At 57.1% G+C, this 23500-nt stretch carries 22 protein-coding genes and 1 pseudogene; 18 read left to right on the top strand and 5 right to left on the bottom strand.

The features are described from left to right. The first annotated feature begins 396 nt into the window (after positions 1 to 396). The 6 genes from QPL96_RS18625 to QPL96_RS18600 all read left to right on the top strand — a co-directional run bounded on the left by QPL96_RS18625 (position 397) and on the right by QPL96_RS18600 (position 5806). Entirely contained in the window at positions 397 to 786 is a 390-nt protein-coding gene (locus QPL96_RS18625) for a GtrA family protein (RefSeq protein WP_303288788.1), read from the top strand. Then, complete coding sequence (locus QPL96_RS18620; RefSeq protein WP_303288787.1) at positions 770 to 1798, top strand: glycosyltransferase family 2 protein; 1029 nt, start codon at positions 770 to 772, stop codon at positions 1796 to 1798. The genes QPL96_RS18625 and QPL96_RS18620 overlap by 17 nt, the downstream gene beginning before the upstream one ends. Further along, entirely contained in the window at positions 1782 to 3278 is a 1497-nt protein-coding gene (locus QPL96_RS18615) for a glycosyltransferase family 39 protein (protein ID WP_303288786.1), read from the top strand. Before QPL96_RS18620 ends, QPL96_RS18615 begins: the two co-directional genes overlap by 17 nt. Positions 3279 to 3285: 7 nt before the next feature. After that, entirely contained in the window at positions 3286 to 3969 is a 684-nt protein-coding gene (locus tag QPL96_RS18610) for a response regulator transcription factor (protein WP_303288785.1), read from the top strand. Continuing rightward, positions 3959 to 5269: a HAMP domain-containing sensor histidine kinase gene (locus QPL96_RS18605; RefSeq protein ID WP_303288784.1), complete on the top strand. Its 1311-nt coding sequence runs from the start codon at positions 3959 to 3961 to the stop codon at positions 5267 to 5269. The genes QPL96_RS18610 and QPL96_RS18605 overlap by 11 nt, the downstream gene beginning before the upstream one ends. Positions 5270 to 5419: 150 nt before the next feature. Further along, positions 5420 to 5806, top strand: a complete 387-nt coding sequence (locus QPL96_RS18600) for a YkvA family protein (protein WP_303288783.1) — start codon at positions 5420 to 5422, stop codon at positions 5804 to 5806. A gap of 299 nt (positions 5807 to 6105) precedes the next feature. Here the strand turns inward: QPL96_RS18600 and QPL96_RS18595 are convergent, their stop codons facing one another. The 3 genes from QPL96_RS18595 to QPL96_RS18585 all read right to left on the bottom strand — a co-directional run bounded on the left by QPL96_RS18595 (position 6106) and on the right by QPL96_RS18585 (position 9855). After that, positions 6106 to 6912, bottom strand: a complete 807-nt coding sequence (locus QPL96_RS18595) for an NAD(P)/FAD-dependent oxidoreductase (RefSeq protein WP_303288782.1) — start codon at positions 6910 to 6912, stop codon at positions 6106 to 6108. A gap of 158 nt (positions 6913 to 7070) precedes the next feature. Further along, positions 7071 to 7676 carry a TetR/AcrR family transcriptional regulator gene (locus tag QPL96_RS18590; protein ID WP_303288781.1) on the bottom strand — a complete coding sequence of 202 codons (606 nt, stop codon included), beginning with the start codon at positions 7674 to 7676 and terminating at the stop codon, positions 7071 to 7073. Between the two features lie 70 nt (positions 7677 to 7746). Next, positions 7747 to 9855: a NosR/NirI family protein gene (locus QPL96_RS18585; RefSeq protein WP_303288780.1), complete on the bottom strand. Its 2109-nt coding sequence runs from the start codon at positions 9853 to 9855 to the stop codon at positions 7747 to 7749. A gap of 109 nt (positions 9856 to 9964) precedes the next feature. Between QPL96_RS18585 and yghU the strand changes: the two genes are divergently transcribed. Then, positions 9965 to 10837 (top strand): glutathione-dependent disulfide-bond oxidoreductase, encoded by an 873-nt coding sequence (gene yghU, locus QPL96_RS18580; RefSeq protein WP_303288779.1) that lies wholly within the window; start codon positions 9965 to 9967, stop codon positions 10835 to 10837. Between the two features lie 80 nt (positions 10838 to 10917). Here yghU and QPL96_RS18575 read toward each other — a convergent pair whose 3' ends face one another. Further along, positions 10918 to 11094 carry a hypothetical protein gene (locus QPL96_RS18575; protein WP_303288778.1) on the bottom strand — a complete coding sequence of 59 codons (177 nt, stop codon included), beginning with the start codon at positions 11092 to 11094 and terminating at the stop codon, positions 10918 to 10920. A gap of 287 nt (positions 11095 to 11381) precedes the next feature. Between QPL96_RS18575 and QPL96_RS18570 the strand changes: the two genes are divergently transcribed. After that, entirely contained in the window at positions 11382 to 12005 is a 624-nt protein-coding gene (locus tag QPL96_RS18570) for a YbhB/YbcL family Raf kinase inhibitor-like protein (protein WP_303288777.1), read from the top strand. Positions 12006 to 12034: 29 nt separating this feature from the next. Here the strand turns inward: QPL96_RS18570 and QPL96_RS18565 are convergent, their stop codons facing one another. Further along, complete coding sequence (locus tag QPL96_RS18565) at positions 12035 to 13162, bottom strand: substrate-binding domain-containing protein (RefSeq protein ID WP_303288776.1); 1128 nt, start codon at positions 13160 to 13162, stop codon at positions 12035 to 12037. 82 nt (positions 13163 to 13244) lie between these two features. On the opposite strand from QPL96_RS18565, the gene QPL96_RS18560 reads away from it, so the two are divergent. The 10 genes and pseudogenes from QPL96_RS18560 to QPL96_RS18515 all read left to right on the top strand — a co-directional run. Beyond that, a complete protein-coding gene (locus tag QPL96_RS18560; protein WP_303288775.1) occupies positions 13245 to 13781 on the top strand; it encodes a formate dehydrogenase subunit gamma in 537 nt (178 codons plus the stop codon). A gap of 17 nt (positions 13782 to 13798) precedes the next feature. Continuing rightward, positions 13799 to 15337 carry an NADH-quinone oxidoreductase subunit NuoF gene (locus QPL96_RS18555; RefSeq protein ID WP_303288774.1) on the top strand — a complete coding sequence of 513 codons (1539 nt, stop codon included), beginning with the start codon at positions 13799 to 13801 and terminating at the stop codon, positions 15335 to 15337. Between the two features lie 23 nt (positions 15338 to 15360). Next, on the top strand, positions 15361 to 18267 hold the full coding sequence (gene fdhF / locus QPL96_RS18550) for a formate dehydrogenase subunit alpha (RefSeq protein WP_303288773.1): 2907 nt from the start codon (positions 15361 to 15363) through the stop codon (positions 18265 to 18267). Then, positions 18248 to 19126, top strand: a complete 879-nt coding sequence (gene fdhD / locus QPL96_RS18545) for a formate dehydrogenase accessory sulfurtransferase FdhD (RefSeq protein ID WP_303288772.1) — start codon at positions 18248 to 18250, stop codon at positions 19124 to 19126. Before fdhF ends, fdhD begins: the two co-directional genes overlap by 20 nt. 2 nt (positions 19127 to 19128) lie before the next feature. Continuing rightward, positions 19129 to 19362 carry a formate dehydrogenase subunit delta gene (locus tag QPL96_RS18540; protein WP_303288771.1) on the top strand — a complete coding sequence of 78 codons (234 nt, stop codon included), beginning with the start codon at positions 19129 to 19131 and terminating at the stop codon, positions 19360 to 19362. A 127-nt stretch (positions 19363 to 19489) separates the two neighbouring features. After that, positions 19490 to 20044, top strand: coding sequence for a carboxymuconolactone decarboxylase family protein (locus QPL96_RS18535; protein WP_303288770.1), 555 nt, complete (start codon positions 19490 to 19492; stop codon positions 20042 to 20044). A gap of 84 nt (positions 20045 to 20128) precedes the next feature. Continuing rightward, positions 20129 to 20821: a TVP38/TMEM64 family protein gene (locus tag QPL96_RS18530; protein WP_303288769.1), complete on the top strand. Its 693-nt coding sequence runs from the start codon at positions 20129 to 20131 to the stop codon at positions 20819 to 20821. A 214-nt stretch (positions 20822 to 21035) separates the two neighbouring features. Further along, the gene (locus tag QPL96_RS18525) at positions 21036 to 22946 is read left to right on the top strand and encodes a type VI secretion system Vgr family protein (RefSeq protein ID WP_303288768.1); all 1911 of its coding nucleotides are present in this window, start codon (positions 21036 to 21038) and stop codon (positions 22944 to 22946) included. Beyond that, the gene (locus QPL96_RS18520) at positions 22943 to 23296 is read left to right on the top strand and encodes a hypothetical protein (RefSeq protein WP_303288767.1); all 354 of its coding nucleotides are present in this window, start codon (positions 22943 to 22945) and stop codon (positions 23294 to 23296) included. The genes QPL96_RS18525 and QPL96_RS18520 overlap by 4 nt, the downstream gene beginning before the upstream one ends. Continuing rightward, positions 23293 to 23500, top strand: a pseudogene (locus QPL96_RS18515) (hypothetical protein); the annotation flags it as partial. The gene QPL96_RS18520 and the pseudogene QPL96_RS18515, both read left to right, overlap by 4 nt.

Raw genomic sequence — 23500 nt, 5'->3', positions numbered from 1 at the left:
AAAGGGTGACGCAGGCCTGCAAACTGCGATGCAGTCGGCATAAAGTCGGCGAAAATAGACAAATTGACTCACCTGGCTGGGTGGGTCACCTTGAAAACACGCCGTTTATGGACGGAAACTACCTAGAGCCAATTAATGAACGCCTAGATGCCTCTGGCACCCTTCAGATTCGGATTTGAATTCCCGGAACGCCGTCTGTATTGGATTGGAGTTTAAAACACCGATACATCTTTCCCATTGCCGTAGCGATTTAGCCGCCTTCACTTGCTTCATTACGAGACTCAGGATTGGGTTTTGACATTTTTTTGACAAAACCTTCAACAAGCTTTGACTGCCCCCCCAATACCCTATGCGGAGATCTCCAAAAGCCTCAGCTGCGTAGGTGTGCCGGCCAGAATGAACAAGGTTTCCTTTAAACGAATAAGTGGATTTATTGCAGCTGGAGGAATGGCAACGCTATTCCACTGGGCGGCCATGTCCGGCTTGATTTTGCTTGGAATGGAACCCGTAGGGGCCACCTTTTCTGGAAGTGTCGTTGGTGCTGTTACCAATTACGGATTGCAGCGGGCCCTCGCTTTTCCAAATGCGCGACCACACATCCAGGCCGTCTGGCGATACGTTTTCTCCTGTTCACTCGCATCTCTCCTGAACGTTCTGATTTTTTTCATTCTGCATCAACTGCTTGAAATCCCCGTTGCTCCTGCACAGCTCCTAACCACTGTAGCTGTCGCTGCATTTAACTATGTTGTCTACCAAAGGCTGGTGTTCCATGAACAAACCTCTTAAGACTTCCCGCGTACCGAATGAATCAGACCTACTTTCTCTGGTGGTTCCGGTTTTCAATGAACGGTCGATGCTCCCTATATTCTTTGAGCATGTATTGCCAATCCTTGCGAGCCTGGATATTCGTTCGGAAATCGTGGTCGTGGACGATGGCAGTGAAGATGGTAGTGCCGAATTTGTGAAGACGGTTATTGAAAAGAGGTCGAGCATCCGCCTGGTTAAGTTAAGCCGTAACTTTGGCAAAGAAGCAGCCGTGACGGCAGGACTGGAGCATGCCAGGGGGGAGGCGGTGATCGTTCTGGATGCAGACCTTCAGGACCCACCTGAATATATTCCCGAGATGGTCAGGAGCTGGAAGTCAGGCTTTGATATCGTCCTGATGCAACGTCGATCACGCGTAGGGGAGAGTTTTTTCAAGCGTTGGAGTGCACACCTTTTCTATCGTTTGCTGAATAGGACCAGTCGTACTGAAATACCAGTCGATACGGGTGATTTCCGATTGATGAGCAGGCGGGCGGTCGATGCCCTTCTGCGGTTAGGGGAGCGAAACCGCTACATGAAGGGGCTCTTCGCCTGGGTCGGTATGCCAACGACGATCATCGAATACGACCGGGCATTGAGAGCGGCTGGAGAAAGCAAGTGGGATTATCCGGGCCTGGTTGGCTTGGCTCTCGAAGGGTTGACCTCCTTTTCAGTGTCACCGCTCAGATGGGCAACGCTTGTTGGCTTGCTGGCCGCGTCCGTCGGTGGATTGTTCGGTTTCTGGATTGTAGTGAAGGCGATAATGCTCGGAGATCCGACTGACGGTTATCCCTCTTTAATCGCCCTCATCAGTTTTCTGGGCGGCATACAGCTGGTGAGCGTTGGGATCGTCGGTGAGTATGTGGGCAAAACCTACATCGAATCGAAACAGCGACCACTGTACCTGACCGAAGAAGTGGTCGAGACCCGGGAGGCTTCGAGCCGAGACCAAATCAGTAACTTTAGAGGCGTCAAGAATGCTAAAGCGATTTGAGCCCTGGTTCTGGGTACTGGCCGCCATATTGTTGAGTCGCTTTATCGGGATGACACTGTTTCCCTTTGTGGATACAACAGAGCCCCGATATGCGGAGATCGCCCGTTTAATGGCTGAAACCGGGGACTGGATAACTCCCTGGTTCGAACCCGGAGTTCCATTCTGGGGAAAGCCACCCCTGTCATTCTGGGCTCAGGCTGCCTCTCTAAAGCTATTTGGACTGTCTGAATTTTCCCTCCGGCTACCGGCGTGGTTTGCCACGATTGGAATCATCTGGCTGACGTGGTGCCTTGCAAAACATGCGCGGAGTGCTGTGGTCGCTCGATGGTCTACTCTGGTGCTTTCTACCATGGCACTCACCTATATCAGTGCCGGCGCAGTAATGACTGATACATTCTTGGTTTTTGGAACGACCCTCTCGCTGGTGAGCGTGTGGTTTGTGCTTTCAGGGCGCTCTGATTATTGGCGTTGGTGGTTCTTCGTGGGCCTGGCTGTCGGTTTGTTGTCAAAGGGACCGTTGGCTGTTGTACTGACGGTTACCCCCTTGGTGCTCTGGGCTGCTATTTTCAGGCAGCGGTTACAGCCGTTGAAAAAACTACCATGGCTCCTTGGTTCACTTCTTACACTATTGATTGCTTTGCCATGGTACGTGCTCGCTGAACTGAAAACGCCGGGGTTCCTCGACTACTTCATTATTGGCGAGCACTTTAGCCGGTTTCTGGATCCCGGATGGGCCGGCGATTTATACGGTAGTGCCCACAACCGGCCCAAGGGCATGATATGGATATTCTGGCTTTGGGCTTCATTTCCGTGGGGGATCATTGGCTTGGTTGGCTTTGGATTTGCAGCAGCGAGAGGCACAACAAAGGGTATATTCACTGATGCTGTTCAAGATGCCTCAACGCTATATCTGGTGTTTTGTGCGATAACGCCAATGCTGTTTTTCACCCTGGCAGGCAACACGCTTTGGACGTACGTCCTGCCTTCTCTGCCCTTTTCGGCAATTCTGATTGCTAGATGGGTCTCGCAGCTAGATTTACGTCCTTGGTCCAGGATCAGGTCGGGGGCTGTTTGGCTTACGCCCGTTCTCATCACCCTTTTTGTTTTCATTGGTGTTAGTGGAGTAAAACCATTAAAAACCGAGAAGCAATTGATCAGCCGTTATGAAAGCATTCAGCGACAGGGGGACAGTCCAATTTTTTACATCGGTGAGATGCCGTTTTCGGCACGTTTTTATTCGTTGGGCGACGCAGTGGAAGTTACCTCAACAGAGTTCGACAGCCTGCTGGAAACTGATGGTTACGACAGGGTCTTTGCAGCGATACCAAATCATGAAGTGAATGAATTTCTCAATCGGCAGTCCGCCGACGCCGAGAAGTTAGGGGAGAACAAAAGGTATCAACTATTTTCTATCGATCTTCAGCCAACCAATAGCCAGAATGGCGTCGTTAGTCCCGAACTAAATTCGAAAAGTGGTTAACTACGATATGTTGAAATTATTGATCGTGGAAGATCAAGTCGATCTGGCGGAGAATATCTTTGAATATCTGGGGGAGGATCGTTTTTCGCTGGATTATGCAGCCGACGGTTTAACAGCTTTACACCTGTTGGCAACCCAGACGTATGACATTGTCATACTTGATCTGATGCTCCCCGGCGTCAATGGCTTCGAGATTGCCAGAAAAATCCGCGAGGATCTGCAATGTCCCACCCCTATTATTATGATGACCGCCCTCAGCGACATTAATGATAAAGAAAAAGGTTTTGATGCCGGAGCAGACGACTATCTGGTTAAACCCTTTGAACTGAAAGAACTAAAATTAAGAATAGAGGCGCTTCATCGAAGACATGCACCTCAAAAGCCCGTGTTGAAAGCGGGCGATATTTTGTTCAACCCCGGTACACTGGAAGCTGAATTCAATGGATTGAAAGCAGAGCTTTCAGGAACTCCTGCGAGACTGTTTGAGCTGCTCACCAGGGAGTATCCAAGCTTTTTAAGCCATCAGGCATTATGCGATGCCCTTTGGGGGACGGATGATGATTTTGAAGGTAAAAGTTTGAGAACGCATATTTATACTCTCCGAAAATCCCTCAAAGACAAACTGGGTCACGGGATGGTCAAGACTGTTCACGGTCGGGGGTACAGGCTGGAACCACCCAATGCCGAATGAAAGCAGTTCATCCAAGAAATCAGTGGCCAGCCGTCTTGCTCGGACGATTTTTATCCTCATTTCGGCGACGACCGCGATTGCCATGGTTGCTGTCGATTTCTTCATAGACGATGCGGATGACACCATACTGAACCTGGAACTGAGGGCGGATGCGGCCTTTTTTGAAGAACAACTCTCGACGGGAACCTTTCGTTCATTGGAAACGCCCAGGCTGGAGGTGCAGTTTCTCCCAGCTGGCGAGTCGGAATCGCAGCTTCCTCACTACTTCAGGGGGCTGTCCTTGCCCTACGCCGAAGAGTTCGAGGAGGATGGCGTTACCAAACAAGTCATTGCCAAAAAAGTAGAGAGGCCAGCCGGCAAGCTCTACCTGGCTCAGGACACGACAATCCTGGAGAGCAGGCAGGGGCTTATTCAATGGATTCTGCTCAGCATCACAGGCGTTATGTTCCTCGCAGCATTTTTCATTTCCAGAGCCTCGGCAAATTACATCGTTCGGCCCTTGAAACGGCTTACTCATGAAATTCAGAGTATCGAGCCCTCCAAGAGCATGCAGCGATGTCACAGCGACTACACCGACTGGGAGTTTGCCCATATTGCGGAGTCATTTAATCTGTTTCTCTCTGAACTTGAGAGCCACATTGAGAGGGAGCGCTCTTTCGTAAAACTCGCCAGCCATGAGCTTCGTACGCCCTTGGCGGTCATTTCCGGTGCTGTCGAAGTTCTCGAACAAAGAGGGGATCTTTCTGAAGCCAATCAGAAAACGATCAACCGAATCCGCACTACGACCCACGCAATGAAGGATGACATGGAAGTTATTCTTGCACTTGCTCGCAGTGAAGACCGAGAAGAAGCGAATCAACAATTCTCAGTCTACCGGCTTGCAAGAGAGCTGATTGTTGATCTGGAGCAAAGCACTCCCTCTTATCGAGGCCGTGTCAAGCTTGAGCACGAAGACAGCGAGGCCATCTTTGCTGATCCGTCATTAGTCCGACTGCTTTTACGTAACCTGATTCAGAATGCGCTTCGCCACACACGCTCGGACGTTGAAATAACCATTAGAACAGGAGAAATCGTGGTGCAGGATTTTGGTACGGGATTGCCCCTCGAAAACTGGGAACGATTATCCGAACCCGACATACGTTTTATCGGTGTAAAGCAAAAAGGCAACTTCAAAAACTCAATGTTTGGATTATTGATCGTTCGATTGGTGGCAGAACGGCTCGGGTGGACTCTGGAACTCATCCGGTCAAACAACGAAGGAACCGCCTTTCGAATTGTGATTGGAAATGCTGGTACTTAATGAATAGACCGATGAAGATACTCAATGTGTACAGTGAGCAACCGGACAAAGCTTTAGTTAAATTGCTTATCCAGATGGACTTATTGAGCAAGCAGACACCCAGATTGAACTTATATTTGTAGCCAGATTATTCCTGCGAGGCCCCAGAAGTTGATCGACAAATTGAAAGCTGCTGCCTCGCGTGTCACAAATGATGCGCTAATTGTATATTTTGTGGCACGAGACCCAAACGCTCCCCTATTCGTACGCCTGCTTGCGCTGGCTATCGCCGCCTACGCGATGAGTCCTATTGATCTCATCCCCGACTTTATACCGATCATCGGCTACCTTGATGACATTATCCTCCTCTCACTGGGAATCATGGTCGTCATCAAGCTGACACCAAAGAATGTGATAGAAGCGAGTCGTTCGAAAGCCTCTGAAGTGATAGCCAAACCGGTTAGTCTCGCTGCGGCCGCAGTCGTTATTGTCATATGGCTTTTATGTGCGTCGGGTTTTGGCTTTTTGGTATGGAATGCTGCGGCGGGTCACTCATAATGTGTAAGTTGTGAAAAGTGTGCAGCGCCTTTTATATTAAACCTCAGAAAATTCGGTGTTCTTGGGTTTTTGTCACTACACCCCCACTTCATCGGCAGACGTTTTACCAACCAAGCTACCGGTCGCAACCGGGTCGATCACAAGTTTCTGGGTACTCGAAAGTGTGGATTTCAGATAGGCGCATAGGAAAGAAATGGGAGAAAGTTGGGTGGCTCTCGAATGTTCGCTTTTGTTTAGCTCGGGCTGGTCGCAAAGCGAGCATTCTGTTCCACACCCCTTCAACCCGGCCGGCTTCCTTTCTAGTGTAGTTTGAGACGCGGGTGCATGGCACGGCTGATTTTGTCCATCAGCCAGATGATGCCGGTGCGGAGCATGCCGTGCAGCGCCACCTGATGCATTCGGTAAAGCGACAGATAAAACAGGCGCGCAACCTTGCCTTCAATATACATGCTTCGGCCTGACAGATTGCCCATGAGGTTGCCAACGGTGGTATAGCGGCTGAAGTTGATCAGTGAACCATGATCGTTGTAAACGAACGGCACAGCTTCGCCGTTCTCCAGCCGGTTGCACAGGGTCTTGAACAGGGTGTCGGCTTGCTGGTGGGCCGCCTGGGCCTTGATTCCGGCCGCCCAGATGGTCATCTCGGAGGGCAGCTCGGTGCGGTCCTTCATGATAATGCTGGCCTCCAGGACCTCGCTGACCGGCTGGCCGGTGAGTACCTGTACCTTCTGATGCTCAAGCTCTCGCGTGGCCGCGGCCGAGAGCCGGGCTGGCAGCGCCGGCAGGCTGTCGAGGAACAGACAGTTGTCCTGGGCGCCGGGCGTACCGAAATCATTGGCGGTGCGGTCCAACCCGCTCATGCGCCCGAGCTGGAATTCGTAGTGATGCTTCCTGGCGTGGGCGCGGTAGTTGATCTCGTTGGCGTTGGCGTCCAGGGAACCGGAGGCGACTTCGTGAAGGAGGGGCTTCCAGACATGGGTGAGTCCGGCATCCACCAGGGTAATTCTGGCCTTGCGCTTCTTTCCCAGTTTGTTGCCCAGGCCAGTGACCAGTTCAAGACCACCGGCGCCGCCACCAACCACGACAATATGATGAAGTTTGTCCATAGCAATCAGACCTGTAAGTGAAGAAAACCAAGCGCTCTGCCGGCAAAACGCTTGGCTGTCCTCACTGGGGAACCGATGAAAGATAGGGTGCTAATGCTACCGCAGTGTCGCTACCTTCAGCCCTGGAGCTCTGTCCCCGGGGCCGGTGGCGGGTAAATCTAGTGGTGGGCGCGGTAACCGTCCAGGATGGCTGCCATATCGTCGCCGAGCTCCCTTATGGCCTGGGCCTCAAGCTTGCGCTCCCCCATGGATCGGAGCCCCATAATCTGGGCCTGGAGCAGCCGGGCAAGACGCCGGCAATCCACCGATTGCGCCAGCTCACCTCTTGCCCTGGCCTGTTCCAATAGTTCGGTAATGGACTGCTCGATGGCAGCAAGAATGCTGTTGGCCTGGGCGGCCAGGGCCAGGTGAGTGTTGCTGGATTCCAGCAGTGTTTTCACGATCATGCACGCCCGGGAGGGTGGGGTATATTCACCGCCACAACGGCCGGCGATGCTGCGCAGGTAGTCCTTTAGCCCGTCAACGATGGACTCGCAGCCTTTAAGGTGGGCCGCCAGTTCAAGTCCCCCCTGTTCGGCGTAGGCCGCCAGGGCTTCTGAAAACAGGCCATCCTTACTGCCGAACGTAGCGTAAATACTGCCCGGGCGCATATCGAGGGCCTGCTCAATCTGTTTCATGGAGCTGCCGTGGTAGCCTTTCTCCCAGAACAGTCCCATCGCTTTTTCCAGGGCGGTTTTTCTGTCGTAGCGTGCGTGTCTGGCCATAACAACGAATCACCAATACTGTGTTTTGAATGACTGCTCAATTATAGCTTGAGTAATCAATCAATAACAGTCAGTTGGCGTCGGTTGCCAGAATGTTTTCCTGTCTTACCCGTTTCCTGTTTTCGAGCCGCTTGTCGACACAGGCTTCCTCATCCCGCAGGATAACGACGCACTCCAGGCACTGAATGCACTCATCGTAGTCTACCCGGCCGTCCTTGCGAATGGCGTTGATGCCGCAGGCGTTTTTGCAGTGCTGACAGGGATTGCCGCAGAGCTTGACCCGGTCCAGCCAGTTAAACAGCCGGAGACGGCCCAGCACCGCAAGACCTGCACCGAGCGGGCACAGGTAGCGGCAGTAAAACTTGTGAATAAACATGCCGATCACCAGCAGGCCCACGGCGTAAACCACGAATGGCCAATAGCGAACAAAGAGCAGCGTAATACTGGTTTTGAAGGGCTCCACTTCCGCCAGTTGCCCGGCCAGGGTGAGAGAATAGAACGCAGTCGCTACCAGGACCAGCAGAATCGGGTATTTGATCAGGGTCAGGCGCCTGTGCCAGTGCTCGGGTATTCTGGCCTGACGGAATTTCAGTTTTTCCCCGAGCCAGGCGGCCATTTCCTGAAGGGCCCCGAACGGGCACAGCCAGCCGCAGAAAAGGCCCCGGCCCCAGAGGAACAGGGTGATAAAGGTATAGACCCAGAGAATGAAAATCACCGGGTCGAGCAGGAAAACATTCAGGGAAAAACCGTCCCAGATTGCCAGAAACAGGGTATAGATATTGACGACCGACAGCTGGCCCTGTGCATAAAAGCCGATAAAGAACAGAGTAAAAAACAGGAATCCCCAACGGAAGCGGTGCACCAGCCTCGGGTGCCGGCTCAGTGTTCTCTGTTTGGCGAAGAACACCGTCAGCAATGCCAGACTCAGAATCAACAGCGAGATCTGCCACCAGCGTTCTTTCCAGAGACTGACCCACACCGGCTCCCGCCTATCCCGGGGGCTGGGAGCAACTTCAACGGTTTCAAACAGCGCATCATTGAATTTGACCGGTATTGTCAGTGAGGTGCTATCGACCATCAGATGGTTACGGGCCAGCGCCACGTTGAGTTTGAGACTGGCCCCGGCGCCGGGGTTGAAGCCGGCGTTACCGCCGATGCGGAACAGGTGGCGGGCGTCAAACGAGGGGATGCCGGCAGCCTGGAAGTCCAGATCCTGATCAAGCAGGTTCAGATCCCGCATTTCAACGGCCAGGTTGTTCTGGGTAAGGCCAATCCGGTCCGGCGAGCTGCCGGGAACAAAGTCTTCGGATACGTGGGGAAACACACCGCGGGACATAACAGCGAGCACCTGGGCGTTGTTGTCGAGTTTCTGCATCAAACGCTGGTAGCCGTCTTCGCCGAGGAGGTTGCGCCCGACCATGGGCGAGTTGATATAACCGAAGAACAGCTCGCTGAAGGGCTCATCCCCGGCGGGCTCAATGGCCATCGGATAGTCGCTGAGCGGTCGCCCGAGCGCCGCCTCAATGGCCTCTGCCGAGATTTGCCAGTGGCCGATATAGCCACGGTCCACCAGCTGCTGCCAGGGCAGGGGCTCGAAGAACTCCGGTTTCGCCCGTGTCGGGGCGCTCTGGGCAAAACCTTCCAGTTTGGTGCGGGCGACTTTCAGCGCCGAGGAAAGTACGGTGTCGTTGATGATCAGCACTGACACGGTGGCCTTGCTGACGCCTTCAAAGTGCACCACGCTGCCGTCGCTGGTACGTCCGGACCGGCTGGAATTTGAGGTGCTGACAATAATCTGTTGCCGAAGTGAACGGCCTTCGTACTGGTCTACAAAGGCGAACAGGGGTTTTTCACCCAGCCCGTGCAGGAAGACCGGCTCGTGGTGGTTCAGGACCTTTACGCCGGTAAACCGTCCCTTGGTGTCCAGGCCAATCAGCAGACTGATGGGTTTGCCGGCAAAGCCCTGGAGGCGGCTGTGGTCCACGGACTCGTAGGCATAACCGAGCAGCTCCTGGAGTTGATACACCGGGTATACGGGAAAGTCCGGCAACTTGTCTTGGATCACGGTTGCTGAAGGGAACAGCTCCTGAATCATTGCCCGCTTGCTGTCCGACAGTTCCGCGTGGGCTGTGGGCAAGATAAACAGACAGGCAAGAAGGAGCATAATGCGCCCTGCCATGGAGTACCCCTGTGGTTCTTTTTGTTTGAACTTCCATGCTAGAGTTTTCGGCCCCGGGCTCAATGCGACCTCGGAGCCAGCTGACTGCTACTTTGTGAGGAGAAATGCCATGACCGACGCCACCTATACACCGCCAAAAGTCTGGAAATGGGACTCCGAGAGCGGGGGTAAATTTGCCAACATCAATCGCCCCATCGCGGGGCCCACCCATGACACGGAGCTGCCGGTTGGCAAGCACCCGCTGCAGCTCTATTCGCTGGCGACACCCAACGGCGTGAAGGTCACCGTGATGCTGGAGGAGCTTCTGGCGCAGGGGTTTGAGGGCGCGGAATATGACGCCTGGCCAATCCGCATTCCCGAGGGTGAGCAGTTTGGCAGCGGCTTTGTTGAGGTGAATCCCAACTCCAAGATCCCGGCACTCATGGACCACAGTGCCGGTCCTGCGATCCGGGTGTTCGAATCCGGGTCGATCCTGCTGTACCTGGCGGAAAAGTTTGGTGCGTTTTTGCCCAAAGAGCTCGGTAAACGTACCGAAACGCTCAACTGGCTGTTCTGGCAGATGGGCAGTGCGCCGATGCTGGGCGGCGGCTTTGGCCATTTCTACGTCTACGCGCCGGAGAAGTACGAATACCCAATCAACCGTTACGCCATGGAGGTCAAGCGCCAGTTGGATGTCCTGGATCGTCAGCTGGCGAACAGCCGTTATATCGCCGGTGATGAGTATACCATTGCCGATATGGCGATCTGGCCGTGGTACGGCGCACTGGTGAAGAACAAGGTTTATGAGGCTGCCGAGTTCCTGGAAGCTCACACTTATACCCATGTTCTCCGGTGGACGGACGAGATCGCCCAGAGGCCGGCGGTCAAGCGCGGGCGCATGGTGAACCGCACCTGGGGCGAGCCGCATGCCCAACTGCACGAACGGCACGATGCCGGTGATTTCGAAACCCGGACTCAAGACAAACTCGGTGATAACGGGTAAATACCGTTGCAGGAGCTTAACCTTGACTCCGACCCGGAGATGCCAGCCCCGGGTTACAGTGCCCCGGGGTGCCGGGGGTGCTACTCTTCGCTTTCCTTGGCCTTCTGAATGGCCTCGAGTTTCTCGTGCAGCAGGGCTTCCAGCTTGATCAGCTGCGCCCGGTTCTTTTCATTTGGCCGGTTGGTATACAGGTCAACGTAGGTTTTGGTGACCTCACTCAGTACCGGGTGGAGTCTCTTGTAGTCTTCCTCGCTCATGGCACTACTCCCTAGCAGTTTCGGTGAGTTCCTTACTAGTAAACTATGGTGCATCCTCACGAATCCTCAAGGAGCCAAATCAAATCCCGGGTCGTTTCCTGCTCACTCGAGGCGACTGACCTTGGTCACAAGGCGAAGCCAGTCGATGGGTAGCCGGGTTTGTGGTGGCTCATCAGGGCTCCATGGTCAGGTCAGTTGATTTTGTGTTACAACCTATTATCACAGAACGGGCTCATTCCAGACACCGTCAGAGAGCCAAAGGCCAACGATTAACAGGAGGCAAAGCCGTGAAACTGAAGGTTCAAGGCATTGAAGAAGGCCAGCCGATTCCGGAGAAATTCGCGTTCGGGGTCTACAGCGAAGAGGATCACATGAGCTTCGGGCCCAATCGGAACCCCGAGATGGTCTGGGAGAACGCACCCGCGGGCACAAAGAGCTTTGTGGTGATGATGTTTGATCCGGACGTGCCCAGTGTGGCGGACGCTGTGAACCAGGAAGGTAAAACCGTCTCCAAAGACCTTCCAAGGGTCGACTTTTTCCACTGGCTGCTGGTGGACATCCCGGCCAGTATTACCCGGATTCCGGAGGGCGAGGACAGTGATGGCGTTATTCCCAAGGGCAAGGAAACTGGCCCGGGTGCAATGGGTATCCGTGGCGTGAACAATTACACCCAGTTCCTGGCCGGCAACCCGGACATGGCAGGCACCTATGCCGGTTATGACGGTCCCTGTCCGCCGTGGAACGATGAAATCATTCACCACTACCATTTTGAAGTGCACGCACTGGATGTGGACAGTCTGGGCCTTGAGGGCGAGTTTGATGGTAACGACGTGCGCGAGGCGATGGCCGGCCACGTACTGGCCAGTACCCGGGTAACCGGTACCTACACATTGAATCCCGACCTCCGTTAACTCCCCGATTTAGCTGTTCCCTATCGAGCTTATTGCCGGAACCCTTCTGCTTTGGTTCCGGCACCCTCCGATTCCTGGTTATCTGAATCCCCGGCGATCAGCGCCTCGAAGGTGGTGATTTCGCCGGGGTTGTCCGGAGCGTAACCGGGCAGCTCCTGCACGCGTGCAATGAACGGCTCGGACCGCATCAGGTCAATCAGGCGAGAGAGGTTTGTCTGGTTCAGCCGGTCCTCCCGACACAGCAGGAGATAGTGTTCCCGGGCCAGCTCGACAAAGCCCAGGTCGAATTGCCGGGCGGCGGCCTCAACGCCAAAACCGATATCCGCCATGCCGGCGGCGACAAAAGCGGCGACGGCGGTGTGGGTGAATTCCGGCTGGGGTGAGCGGTTAATGGCGTCTTCAGCCAGCCCCTGCTGTTTGAGGAGCAGGTTAAAAAGCACCCGAGTACCGGAATGGCGGTCCCGACCGATGAAGCGCAGCTGTGAGTTGGCAAGATCCTTCAGGCTGGTGATCCGGTGTTGCTGGTCCTTCCGGAACATCAGCCCCTCCCGGCGGGTGACGAAGCGGATGAGCTTCAGATTGTTGCCGGATAAATGATGGCGATAGTGGGCGAGAATTTCCCGGGCCCGTTCCGGACAAGTGGGGAAGTGGAAACTGGCCAGGTCGCATTCACCGTTGTTGAGTGCCGACAGGGCCTCTTCCGGATTGCGGTACTGGAGGTTGATCTCCAACTGGTCCGGGAACTCCGGTAACAGGGCTACGGCGTACCCGTGGCTGGCATGCAGGCGCAGGACCGGGTGGCTGCCGGCCAGAAGCTGCTGGACCTGGTCATTGAGTTCCGAGGCCATGCTGTCGATCTGGGGTCCCAATCGGGCCTTGACCCGATGGTCGGCCCAGAGCAGCTTTTCGCCGAGGTCCGAGAGAGTGGTGCCCTGGCCCTTGCGCATGATGACCAGGGGCAGGCTGAAGACATGGGTGGCACGGTTAAGCAGGTTCCAGGCGTGCCGGTAGGAAATTCCGGCCGCTTCGGCAGCGGCGGTGAGTTTGCCGGTGTCGCGGATACTTTCGAGCAGGCGGAACAGAACCGGCTCGAAGAGTTCACCGTTGTCGGTCCGGAAGACCCAGGCGGGAGATATGTTAAGCTTCTTGGTATGCATTACAGTTCATATTCCGTGGTGACGAATTGGGTGCTAGCGTAGTAATAGAACTGTACCAGAACAAAAACAGACAGGAACAGTCATGCATAGGTCAGAGCAGATCAACCAACAACCGGGTGACTCCACCAGGCCCAGCGCCGGCGACTGGACACCTGACATAGTCCGGGACGAAGTGGACGCACTGAAGCACAAACCCGGCGCCCTGCTTCCCATTCTTCACGCTGTCCAGAACCGGATCGGCTACATTCCCGAAGGCGCGGTTGCCATTATCGCCGAGATGCTGCAACAGACACGGGCCGAAGTGCACGGGGTAATCAGCTTCTACCATCATTTCCGCACTTACCCGGTGGGCAGCAAAGTCATCCATGTTTGCCGGGCAGAAGCCTGCCAGGCCATGGGTGGCCGCGCTCTGGAAGACCATATCAAGTCACGGCTGGGCGTGGATTACCACGGCACCACCGCCGATAACGAATTTACCCTGGAGCCGGTGTATTGCCTGGGCAACTGCGCCTGTGCGCCGTCCGTCCGTGTGAACGACGATATCCACGGCCGGGTTACCCCGCAGAAGTTCGACCGCCTGGCGGACAAGCTCACCACGTCCACCCTGGAAATCCGGTAATCACAGGAGCCTTGATCATGGCGACAAGAATCTATGTGCCCTGCGATACCACCGCCCTGTCCATGGGCGCGGACGAGGTGGCAAGGCTGATCCAATATCACGCCGGCGCCCGGGGCGTGGACATTGAGCTGGTGCGAAACGGGTCTCGCGGATTGTGCTGGCTCGAGCCGTTGGTGGAGATCGAGACCACTACGGGCAGGATCGGTTACGGCCCTATTGAACCGGACGACGTTCAGGCTCTGGTGGACGCCGGCCTGTTCGATGGCAAATCCGATCACCCGCTGTTTCTCGGCCCGGTGGCGGATATGCCCTACCTCAAACGCCAGCAGCGCCTGACCTTTTCACGGATTGGTATTACCGATCCACTGTCTATTGATGACTATCGGGCCCATGGTGGTTTTGGGGGGCTGGGCAAGGCCGTGGCCATGATGCCCCAGGCGATTGTGGATGACGTAAAAACTTCGGGCCTGCGTGGCCGGGGTGGTGCGGCGTTCCCCACCGGCATCAAATGGCAGACAGTGCATGATGAGCCCTGGCAGTCGCAAAAATACATCGTCTGCAATGCCGATGAGGGCGATTCCGGAACCTTTGCTGACCGGCTGGTGATGGAGTGCGACCCCTTCATGCTGATCGAAGGTATGACCATTGCCGGGCTGGCCGTCGGTGCGACCCGGGGCTATATCTACCTGCGCTCGGAATACCCGGTGGCCCATCGTATGCTGGACGAAGCTATCTGCCGCGCCGAGGCGGCCGGCTATCTGGGCGAGGATGTCCGGGGCAGTGGCCGTGCTTTCCATCTGGAGGTGCGACTGGCGGCGGGCGCCTACATTTGTGGGGAGGAGACGTCGCTGCTGGAAAGCCTGGAAGGCAAGCGGGGTCTGGTGCGCGCCAAGCCGCCCCTGCCCGCCATCAAGGGGCTGTTTGGCCAGCCCACGGTGGTGAACAACGTGCTGTCGTTCGCGGCGGTGCCGTTCATTCTCGATCAGGGCGGCCAGGCCTACGCCGACTACGGCATGGGCAAATCCCGGGGCACGCTGCCGATCCAGCTGGCGGGCAATATCCGCCAGGGCGGCCTGATCGAACTGGCCTTCGGCGTCAGCCTGAAGCAAATCCTGGAAGACTTTGGCGGTGGCACCTTCACCGGTCGGCCCATGAAAGCCGTCCAGGTGGGCGGACCCCTGATGGCGTATATGCCCGAGAGCCAGTGGGACACACCGATGGATTACGAAGCCTTCGCCAAGCTCGGTGCGGGTATTGGCCACGGTGGTGTGGTGGTGTTTGACGACACCGTGGATATGGGGGCGCAGGCCCGTTTTGCCATGGAGTTTTGCACCGTGGAGTCCTGCGGCAAATGCACGCCCTGCCGGATAGGGTCAGTTCGCGGTGTGGAAGTGATCGACCGTATCCGCGCCGGCGAGAACCGCGATGCCAATCGGGTCCTGCTGGAAGATCTCTGCGAGACCATGGTTGATGGTTCCCTCTGCGCCATGGGCGGTATGACACCCTTCCCGGTGCAGAGTGTGATGAAACATTTCCCGGACGACCTGACGGCCTGACCGACTCGAGTGGAGGCACGAACATGTTGCACTTTTACGATCCAAGAAAAGCCGAACCGAGCCTGAATCCGGACATGGATTACGGCACGCCGCCGAGCGCATCCGAAACCCTGGTCAGCCTGTTCATCGACGGCACCGGCATCAGCGTGCCGGAGGGCACGTCTGTATTGCGGGCCGCCGCCCTGGCCGGGATAAACATTCCAAAGCTGTGTGCCTCCGACAACCTGGAAGCCTTCGGCTCCTGCCGCCTGTGCGCGGTGGAAATCGAGGGCCGCCGGGGTTATCCGGCCTCCTGTACCACGCCGGTTACCGAAGGCATGGCGGTCACTACCCAGAACGGCAAACTGGCGAAGCTTCGTCGCAACATCATGGAGCTGTATATCTCCGATCACCCGCTGGACTGCCTCACCTGCCCGGCCAATGGCAACTGCGAACTGCAGGATGTTGCCGGTGCGGTGGGTCTGCGGGAAGTGCGCTATGGCTTCGAGGGCGAGAACCACCTGGATGCGGAAGTGGACGACTCCAACCCGTATTTCAGCTTCGACCCCGGCAAGTGCATTGTCTGCTCCCGCTGCGTGCGTGCCTGCGGGGAAGTGCAGGGCACCTTCGCCCTGACCATAGATGGCCGCGGTTTCGGCTCCAGGGTGTCCGCCGGCCAGAACGATCCGTTCATGGATTCCGAGTGTGTGTCCTGCGGCGCCTGCGTGCAGGCCTGCCCCACCTCTACGCTGATGGAAAAGAGCGTGATTGAAGCCGGTCAGCCGGAGCACAGCGTGGTCACCACCTGCGCCTACTGCGGTGTCGGTTGCTCGTTCAAGGCCGAAATGAAAGGCGACCAACTGGTACGCATGGTTCCCTACAAGGGTGGCGAGGCTAACCACGGCCATTCCTGCGTGAAAGGGCGCTTTGCCTTCGGCTATGCCACCCACAAGGATCGCATCAGGGAGCCGATGATCCGGGCGTCCATCAACGCCCCCTGGGAAGCGGTGTCCTGGGAGGAGGCCATTGCCTTCGCCGCGAAAAAGCTCAAGGACACCCAGGCCAGATATGGCCGGGAAAGCATTGGCGGCATTACCTCCTCCCGCTGCACCAACGAGGAAACCTACCTGGTGCAGAAGCTGATTCGGGCCGCGTTCGGGAACAACAACACCGACACCTGTGCCCGGGTCTGTCACTCACCGACCGGGTTCGGCCTGAAAACCACCCTGGGTGAATCCGCCGGGACCCAGACGTTTGATTCGGTCATGAAAGCCGACACCATCTTGGTGATCGGTGCCAACCCCACCGACGCCCACCCGGTGTTCGCCTCCCAGATGCGCCGGCGTTTGCGCCAGGGTGCCAAGCTGATTGTGATTGATCCGCGCCGCATCGACCTGCTGAAAACGCCCCACGGCAGCGAAGGCATTCACCTGCCCCTGCGCCCGGGCACCAACGTGGCCATGGTTAATTCCCTGGCCCACGTCATTGTTACCGAGGGCCTGGAAGACAAGGCCTTTATCGAGAGCCGCTGCGAGCCGAAGCAGTACAGCGAATGGCGGGAATTTATCGCCGGGCAACGCAATTCGCCGGAAGCTATGGAAGTGGTCACCGGCGTACCGGCCGGGCTGGTACGCCAGGCCGCCCGCGCCTATGGCGAGGCAGGTAACGGTGCCATCTATTACGGCCTTGGCGTCACCGAGCACAGCCAGGGCTCTACCATGGTGATGGGCATTGCCAACCTGGCCATGGCCACTGGCAACATCGGCCGTGAAGGTGTTGGCGTGAACCCGCTGCGGGGCCAGAATAATGTTCAGGGCTCCTGCGACATGGGCTCCTTCCCCCACGAGCTTCCAGGCTACCAGCACGTGGGTGACCCGGCGGTGCGGGCCAGGTTCCAGGAGGTTTGGGGCGTGGTCATTGACGAAGAACCGGGCCTGCGGATTCCCAATATGTTCGATGCCGCCATAGCTGGCAGCTTCAAGGCCATGTACCTGCAGGGTGAGGACATTGCCCAGTCCGATCCCAACACCCAGCATGTGGAAGCGGCACTCAGCGCCCTGGATTGCCTGATCGTGCAGGACATCTTCCTGAATGAAACCACCAAGTATGCCCATGTATTGCTGCCGGGCTCCACCTTTCTGGAGAAGAACGGCACTTTCACCAACGCCGAGCGCCGCATCAACCGGGTGCGCAAGGTGATGGCGCCGGTGGCAGGCCTGGAAGACTGGGAAGTGACCATGGCTTTGTCCAATGCGCTTGGCTACCCCATGAACTACAAGCACCCGTCCGAGATCATGGATGAGATCGCCCGGCTGACGCCCACCTTCACCGGCGTCAGTTACGAGAAGCTGGACGAGCTGGGTAGCATTCAGTGGCCCTGCAACGAAGAGCACCCGGACGGCACGCCGACCATGCACACCCTGGATTTCCCGATCAGCAAGGGCAGGTTTGCAGTCACCGGGTACGTCGCCAGCGAGGAGAAAACCAATCGCAGGTTCCCGCTGCTGCTGACGACTGGTCGCATCCTGAGCCAGTACAATGTCGGCGCCCAGACCCGCCGCACCGAGAACAGCCGGTGGCACCACGAGGATGTGCTGGAGATCCACCCCAGCGATGCCGAACTGCGCGGTATTCGTGAAGGCGACTGGCTGGGCGTTTCCAGCCGCGTGGGCCAAACGGTTCTGAGGGCGCGGATCAGCGACCGGATGCTGCCGGGCGTGGTCTACACCACCTTCCACCATCCGGGCAGCGGTGCCAACGTGATCACCACCGACAGCTCCGACTGGGCCACCAACTGTCCGGAATATAAGGTCACCGCGGTACAGGTGGAGAAGGTAAGCCAGCCTTCTGTCTGGCAGCGTCACTTCGAGCAGTTCAGCAAACGCCAACACAAGTTGCTGGACCCTGCGGCCAGCCAGGCGGAGGCAACTGATGTTTCGGCCCTCAAGTAATCCGGGTGTCGCCGCCATGGCGACTTGCGGCCCGGATCAGCCGAACGTTCTTCCGGCGGTCTGTAAGACGCTGGTTGAGGTTCGGGGCGGGATTAATGGGGCGCCGGGTTCGGACTATGTTGCGGAGGAAGTGCCGGTGGCAATGGTCTACAACGGTGTCTCCCATGCCGTAATGATGGCCTCCCCCTGCGCCCTGGAGGACTTTGGTCTCGGCTTCAGTCTGACGGAGGGCATTCTCGATCATCCGGAGCAACTCTTTCAGTGGGATGTGGTTGCCGGCGAACAGGGAATCTCCCTGGAGATGCATATTGCCGGCGAGTGCTTCGCCCGGCTGAAGAAGCAACGCCGGAATATGGCCGGACGAACCGGCTGCGGGCTGTGCGGCACCGAATCCCTGGCCCACGCCATCCGGGCCACCCCCAGGGTACCGACGCGCCCGGCACCGGCTGACGAAGCGGTGCAACGAGCCCTGCGTAATCTCTCGGATCACCAGCCCTTGCAGGAACAGACCGGAGCCACGCACGGTGCTGCCTGGTGTGATAACCAGGGCCGGATACAGCAGGCCCGGGAAGATGTCGGCCGGCACAATGCGCTGGACAAGCTGATTGGTGCGCGCATTCGCGACCATGGTGCCAGGGCCTTTGACGACGGCTTTGTGCTGATCTCCAGCCGGGCCAGTTACGAGATGGTTCAGAAAAGTGCCATCGTTGGTGTCAGTAGTCTGATTGCCGTTTCGGCGGCCACCGCACTGGCCATCCGGGAGGCCCGCAAGGCCGGCATGACCCTGATAGGCTTTGCCCGCCCCGGCCGGCACGTTATCTACGCACGTGGTGACGACCAACCTTCTGAGGAGATGTGAGGATGAGTGACCAACAGCTCCAGAACCTGATCAAGATGATTAATCAGATCAGTATGAACAACCTTCACCATGGCGAGGAACACCAGGCCGCCGAGGTGGTGGCAACCCACATCAAGAAGTTCTGGGCCCGGAGCATGAAGCAGCAGATCATCAACTATGCGGAATCTGACGGACTTGAGCTGTCCCCGGTGTCCCGGCTGGCGGTCAAACGGTTGGCGGAAACCCAGGAAGCCTGAATCCGGTTACTAAACTGTCGCTTGTCTGTCATTTTCCCGTCAGGGTGGTTTTGTTTCTTTTCTTGAGTGTTTGCTCAAAAATCGCTAGCATTGCGTTTTGAGCATTCGTTCAAAAAGGAGATTAAGCATGGCTGATTTCAAATTGCACAATATCGAATCCGCTCCGGAAGGCGCCAAACCCTTTCTGGAGAATTCCCGGAAGAATTTCGGCATGATCCCTGGACTGCACGCCGTGATGGCGGAATCGCCACAGGTACTGGAGGCCTACCAGAAGCTGCACCAGCTGGTTCTGGACAACAGCTTCAACAACGACGAGAAGACTGTGGTCTGGCAGACCATCAACGTCGAAAATGCCTGCCATTATTGCGTGCCGGCGCACACGGGCATCGCAAAGGTGATGAAAGTCTCAGATGATATTGTTAACGCGTTGCGTGATGAGACTCCGCTTCCCAGTGACAAGCTCGAAGCACTGCGCAACTTTACCCTCGCGGTCATGCGCAAGCGGGGCAACGTCAGCAAGGAAGATCTGGCTGCTTTCTTTGAGGCGGGCTATGGCAACCGCCAGGTACTGGATGTGATTATGACCTTGTCCCAGAAGATTATGAGTAACTATATCAACCACATTGCCAGGACGCCGGTTGATGAGCCGTTCAAGACATTTGCCTGGAGCAAGAACCAGTAAGCGTTCGTCAGGCCGTGCGGACTAATCCGCACGGCAAGGCCATTTTCCCCTCCTCTGATCCTTCAAGCCGGCTAGAATAGCCCGATGAACCATTCACCCTGGCTTTTCCGTCTCTCGTTTCTGGCTGTCGTGGTCTTGCTGATGGCCGCCATCTGGCTGTTACTTCGACAACTGAGCATGCCGGCCAGCCTCGCTCCCTCGGCACTCTCAGACTGGCTGGCTCAGCAGGGGCTCCTTGGCCCCGTGCTCCTGATGCTGATGATGATACTTGCCGTGGTTGTCGGGCCGATTCCCACATTGCCAATCACTGCCGCCGCCGGACTGGTTTATGGTATGTTCGCCGGTACTGCGATTGCCGTTGCGGGCGCCCTGGCTGGCTCGATCATCGCGTTTTATCTGGCGCGGGTGCTCGGCCGGGAAGCCATCCAGCGCAAGCTGGATCACAACCCGGTATTTTCGGTTCGTGGGTCCCAGCGTTTTCTCTTTATTGCTGTCCTCTTGACGAGGCTGATCCCACTGTTTTCCTTTGCCCTGATCAGCTATGCCGCTGGGGTTACCGCCATCCACCTATGGCGCTATGCGCTGGCGACTGCTCTAGGCATGCTGCCGATGACGTTTGTGTTTGCGGGACTTGGCCAAAGCTTTGAGCTCAATCCAGTGTTTACGGTGATAGCCGCAGCCAGTATCCTGGTGGCTATGAGTACCCTGCCGCTTTATCTTGGCCGGCGCCCGAATTCCCGCCTGGCCCGTTGGCTGCACCTTAATGGCGATGTTTGAGTGCTTGCCCAGATCCTCGTTTTTCATGATGTGCGATGTGCGGGGTTTGTCCAAAGCCCACTCATACGTGACCGTAGCGCCAATCCGTTCACACAGCAACTGCTGGCGGGGTACCGCATACCCCGCAGCTTGTATTAAACTGTCCAGGCTCAGGTGAGGGCAGGATGTCGTCACCGGGCCTCAGGAAAATCGTCACTCTTCAGGGACCGAAGACATGCCCCAGGCAAGCGGATTGCAGTTTACCGCCACCATTGGCGAACTCCCTTCTGGGCGCACCCGCTACCAACTGGTGATCCGGCCGCCGCTCTGGCGCCTGGAGCTGATGCACAACAGCCGGATGTTCCAGAACCAGGGCACGGATGCGATTGTGCGCACCCTGCTTGAGGAGCGGGGGATCGTCGATTCTGTCTTTGATCTCAAGCGCAGCCCCCAGGAGCGCGAATACTGCGTCCAGCACCGGGAAAGCGATCTGGCCTTTGTCGAACGGCTGGCGGCCGAGGAAGGGTGGCACTACCGCTACCAGCACGGCAGCCTGGATGCTCAGGAACCACCGGCGCTGATGTTTGCCGATCACCATGGCGACGCGCCACGGCTGGAGGCTGCGACCTACAACGGCACAGCAGGGGCCAATCCCCGAACGCCCTGTGTGTTCCGTTTCGCGTACCGAGAGCGTGTGCGTCCCGCTTCGGTCGCCATGAAAGATTACACCTTCACCAACCCAGCCTATGCTCTGATGCATGAACAGTCCGGCAATCCGCTGGTGCACCGGGAGGATTACCAGCATTTCGACTACCCTGGTCGATTCAAACAGGACGCAAGCGGCCGACCTTTCACCGAAGCCAGGCTGGAGGCCCTGCGCAGCGATGCCAGTACCGCCAGTGGTGAAAGCAATCGCCCGGATTTTGCGCCTGGCGCCAGGGTGCCGCTGACTGACCATGACAACGAAACCATGAACCGGGACTGGCTGCTCACGGCGATCACCCATACCGGCTCCCAACCCCAGGCCCTTGAAGAAGAGGGTGGCAGTGAACCGACTCGCTACGGCAACCACTTTAACGCCGTCCCGGCAGACCACGTCTGGCGGCCTCTGTGTGAACACAAACCCCTGATGGATGGCCCCCAGATGGCCGTGGTTACCGGCCCGGAAGGCGAAGAAATCCACTGCGACCAGTACGGCCGGGTGAAAGTGCGATTCCCCTGGGATAGGTACGCAAAAAAAGACGAACACAGCAGTGCCTGGCTCAGAGTCAGTCAGGGCTGGGCCGGCGGCCAGTATGGTTTCACCGCACTACCGAGGATCGGCCACGAAGTGATTGTTTCTTTCCTGGACGGCGACCCGGACCAGCCCATCATCACGGGGCGCACCTACCACGCCACCAACACGCCGCCCTATGCACTGCCAGAACACAAAACAAGAACCACCCTCAAAACCCAAACCCACCAGGGCGAGGGCAGCAACGAGCTGCGGTTTGAAGACGAGGCAGACCAGGAACAGATCTACATCCACGCCCAGAAAGACCTGGATCTGCTCACCGAAAACAACCGCACCGAAGTCATAAAAAACGACAGCCACCTCACCGTGGACAACCACCGCAAGACCCACATCAAGGGCAATGCCCACACCACGGTGGACGGTGACAGGCGCGTGCAAACCGGTCAGGACCACAGCTTCCACGTCACCGGCACCCTGCACCTGAAGGCGGGCACCGCCTGGCTCAGCGACGCCGGCACCGAACTGCACATCAAGGCCGGCCAGAAAGCTGTGATCGAAGCGGGTGCTGAAATCACCCTCAAGGCCGGTGGTAGCTTTGTCAAGATTGATCCCGGCGGCGTGGCCCTGGGTGGAGCTGCCATCAAGCTGAACGCCGGCGGTTCGCCAGGGAAAGGGAGTGGGCAGAAAGTTCAGGTGCCGGAGATGCCTGGCTTGGTGGATGAGCATGGTGGGGCTGTGGCGCCGGCACAGTTGGCGGAAGCTCCATTCCGGCCCATCGATCAGAACGGACGGAAGGCCCGGAACCGAACGACGGCTCCGGCAAACCCCGGCCGGGGCTTCTGCAATGGCTGCAAGCTCAACGGCCGGCGGCCAGTGACCTGCCAGAAGCCCTGCGGGAGCAGTACGAATTGAGCGAACAGGAGCGGGAGAACGTTTACGACAATATCCGTACCATGGCGGACCCTGAACTGCTCCAGTGGGCGACATACTCCTACACCACCATGGGCCAGTTGATGGCTGATCTTAGCAGTGAGTTCTACCTGTACACCCAGCGGGCGATGCTGCGGGGAATCGGCAATGGTCCGATATACCAGGTAGCGGACACCCTGCAGGTTCCAACGCGGTACATGAAACTGGGGAACCCCTTCCTTGGAGGCCTCATTCTCGGTCATGCCAACCCCACGATGCCAAACCCTAACCCGGAGATGGTTCCGCTGGGCATCCGCTTTGGTAACAAACCTGGAATCATGGCGGCAAGGTGAAGCCACTAACCCCGGAGTTTATCTACTACGATGCCGAGCGCCAGATGCTGAGGTTTCATGTGCCCAAACCCAGTTGGCGTGGAATGGGGCGTGGCCGTTTTGCGGAATTATCGGGGGCGGTGCGTCAGGTGGTTCCGGAGGATAACAAGTGGCGGAAGATTCGCTTCATGGTATTTGATCTTCCGGACAAGGAGGCCACTTTTG

This window comes from Marinobacter sp. SS8-8, from assembly GCF_030540945.1.
GTDB lineage: Bacteria > Pseudomonadota > Gammaproteobacteria > Pseudomonadales > Oleiphilaceae > Marinobacter.
This window is presented reverse-complemented; position numbering and strand designations above follow the sequence as displayed.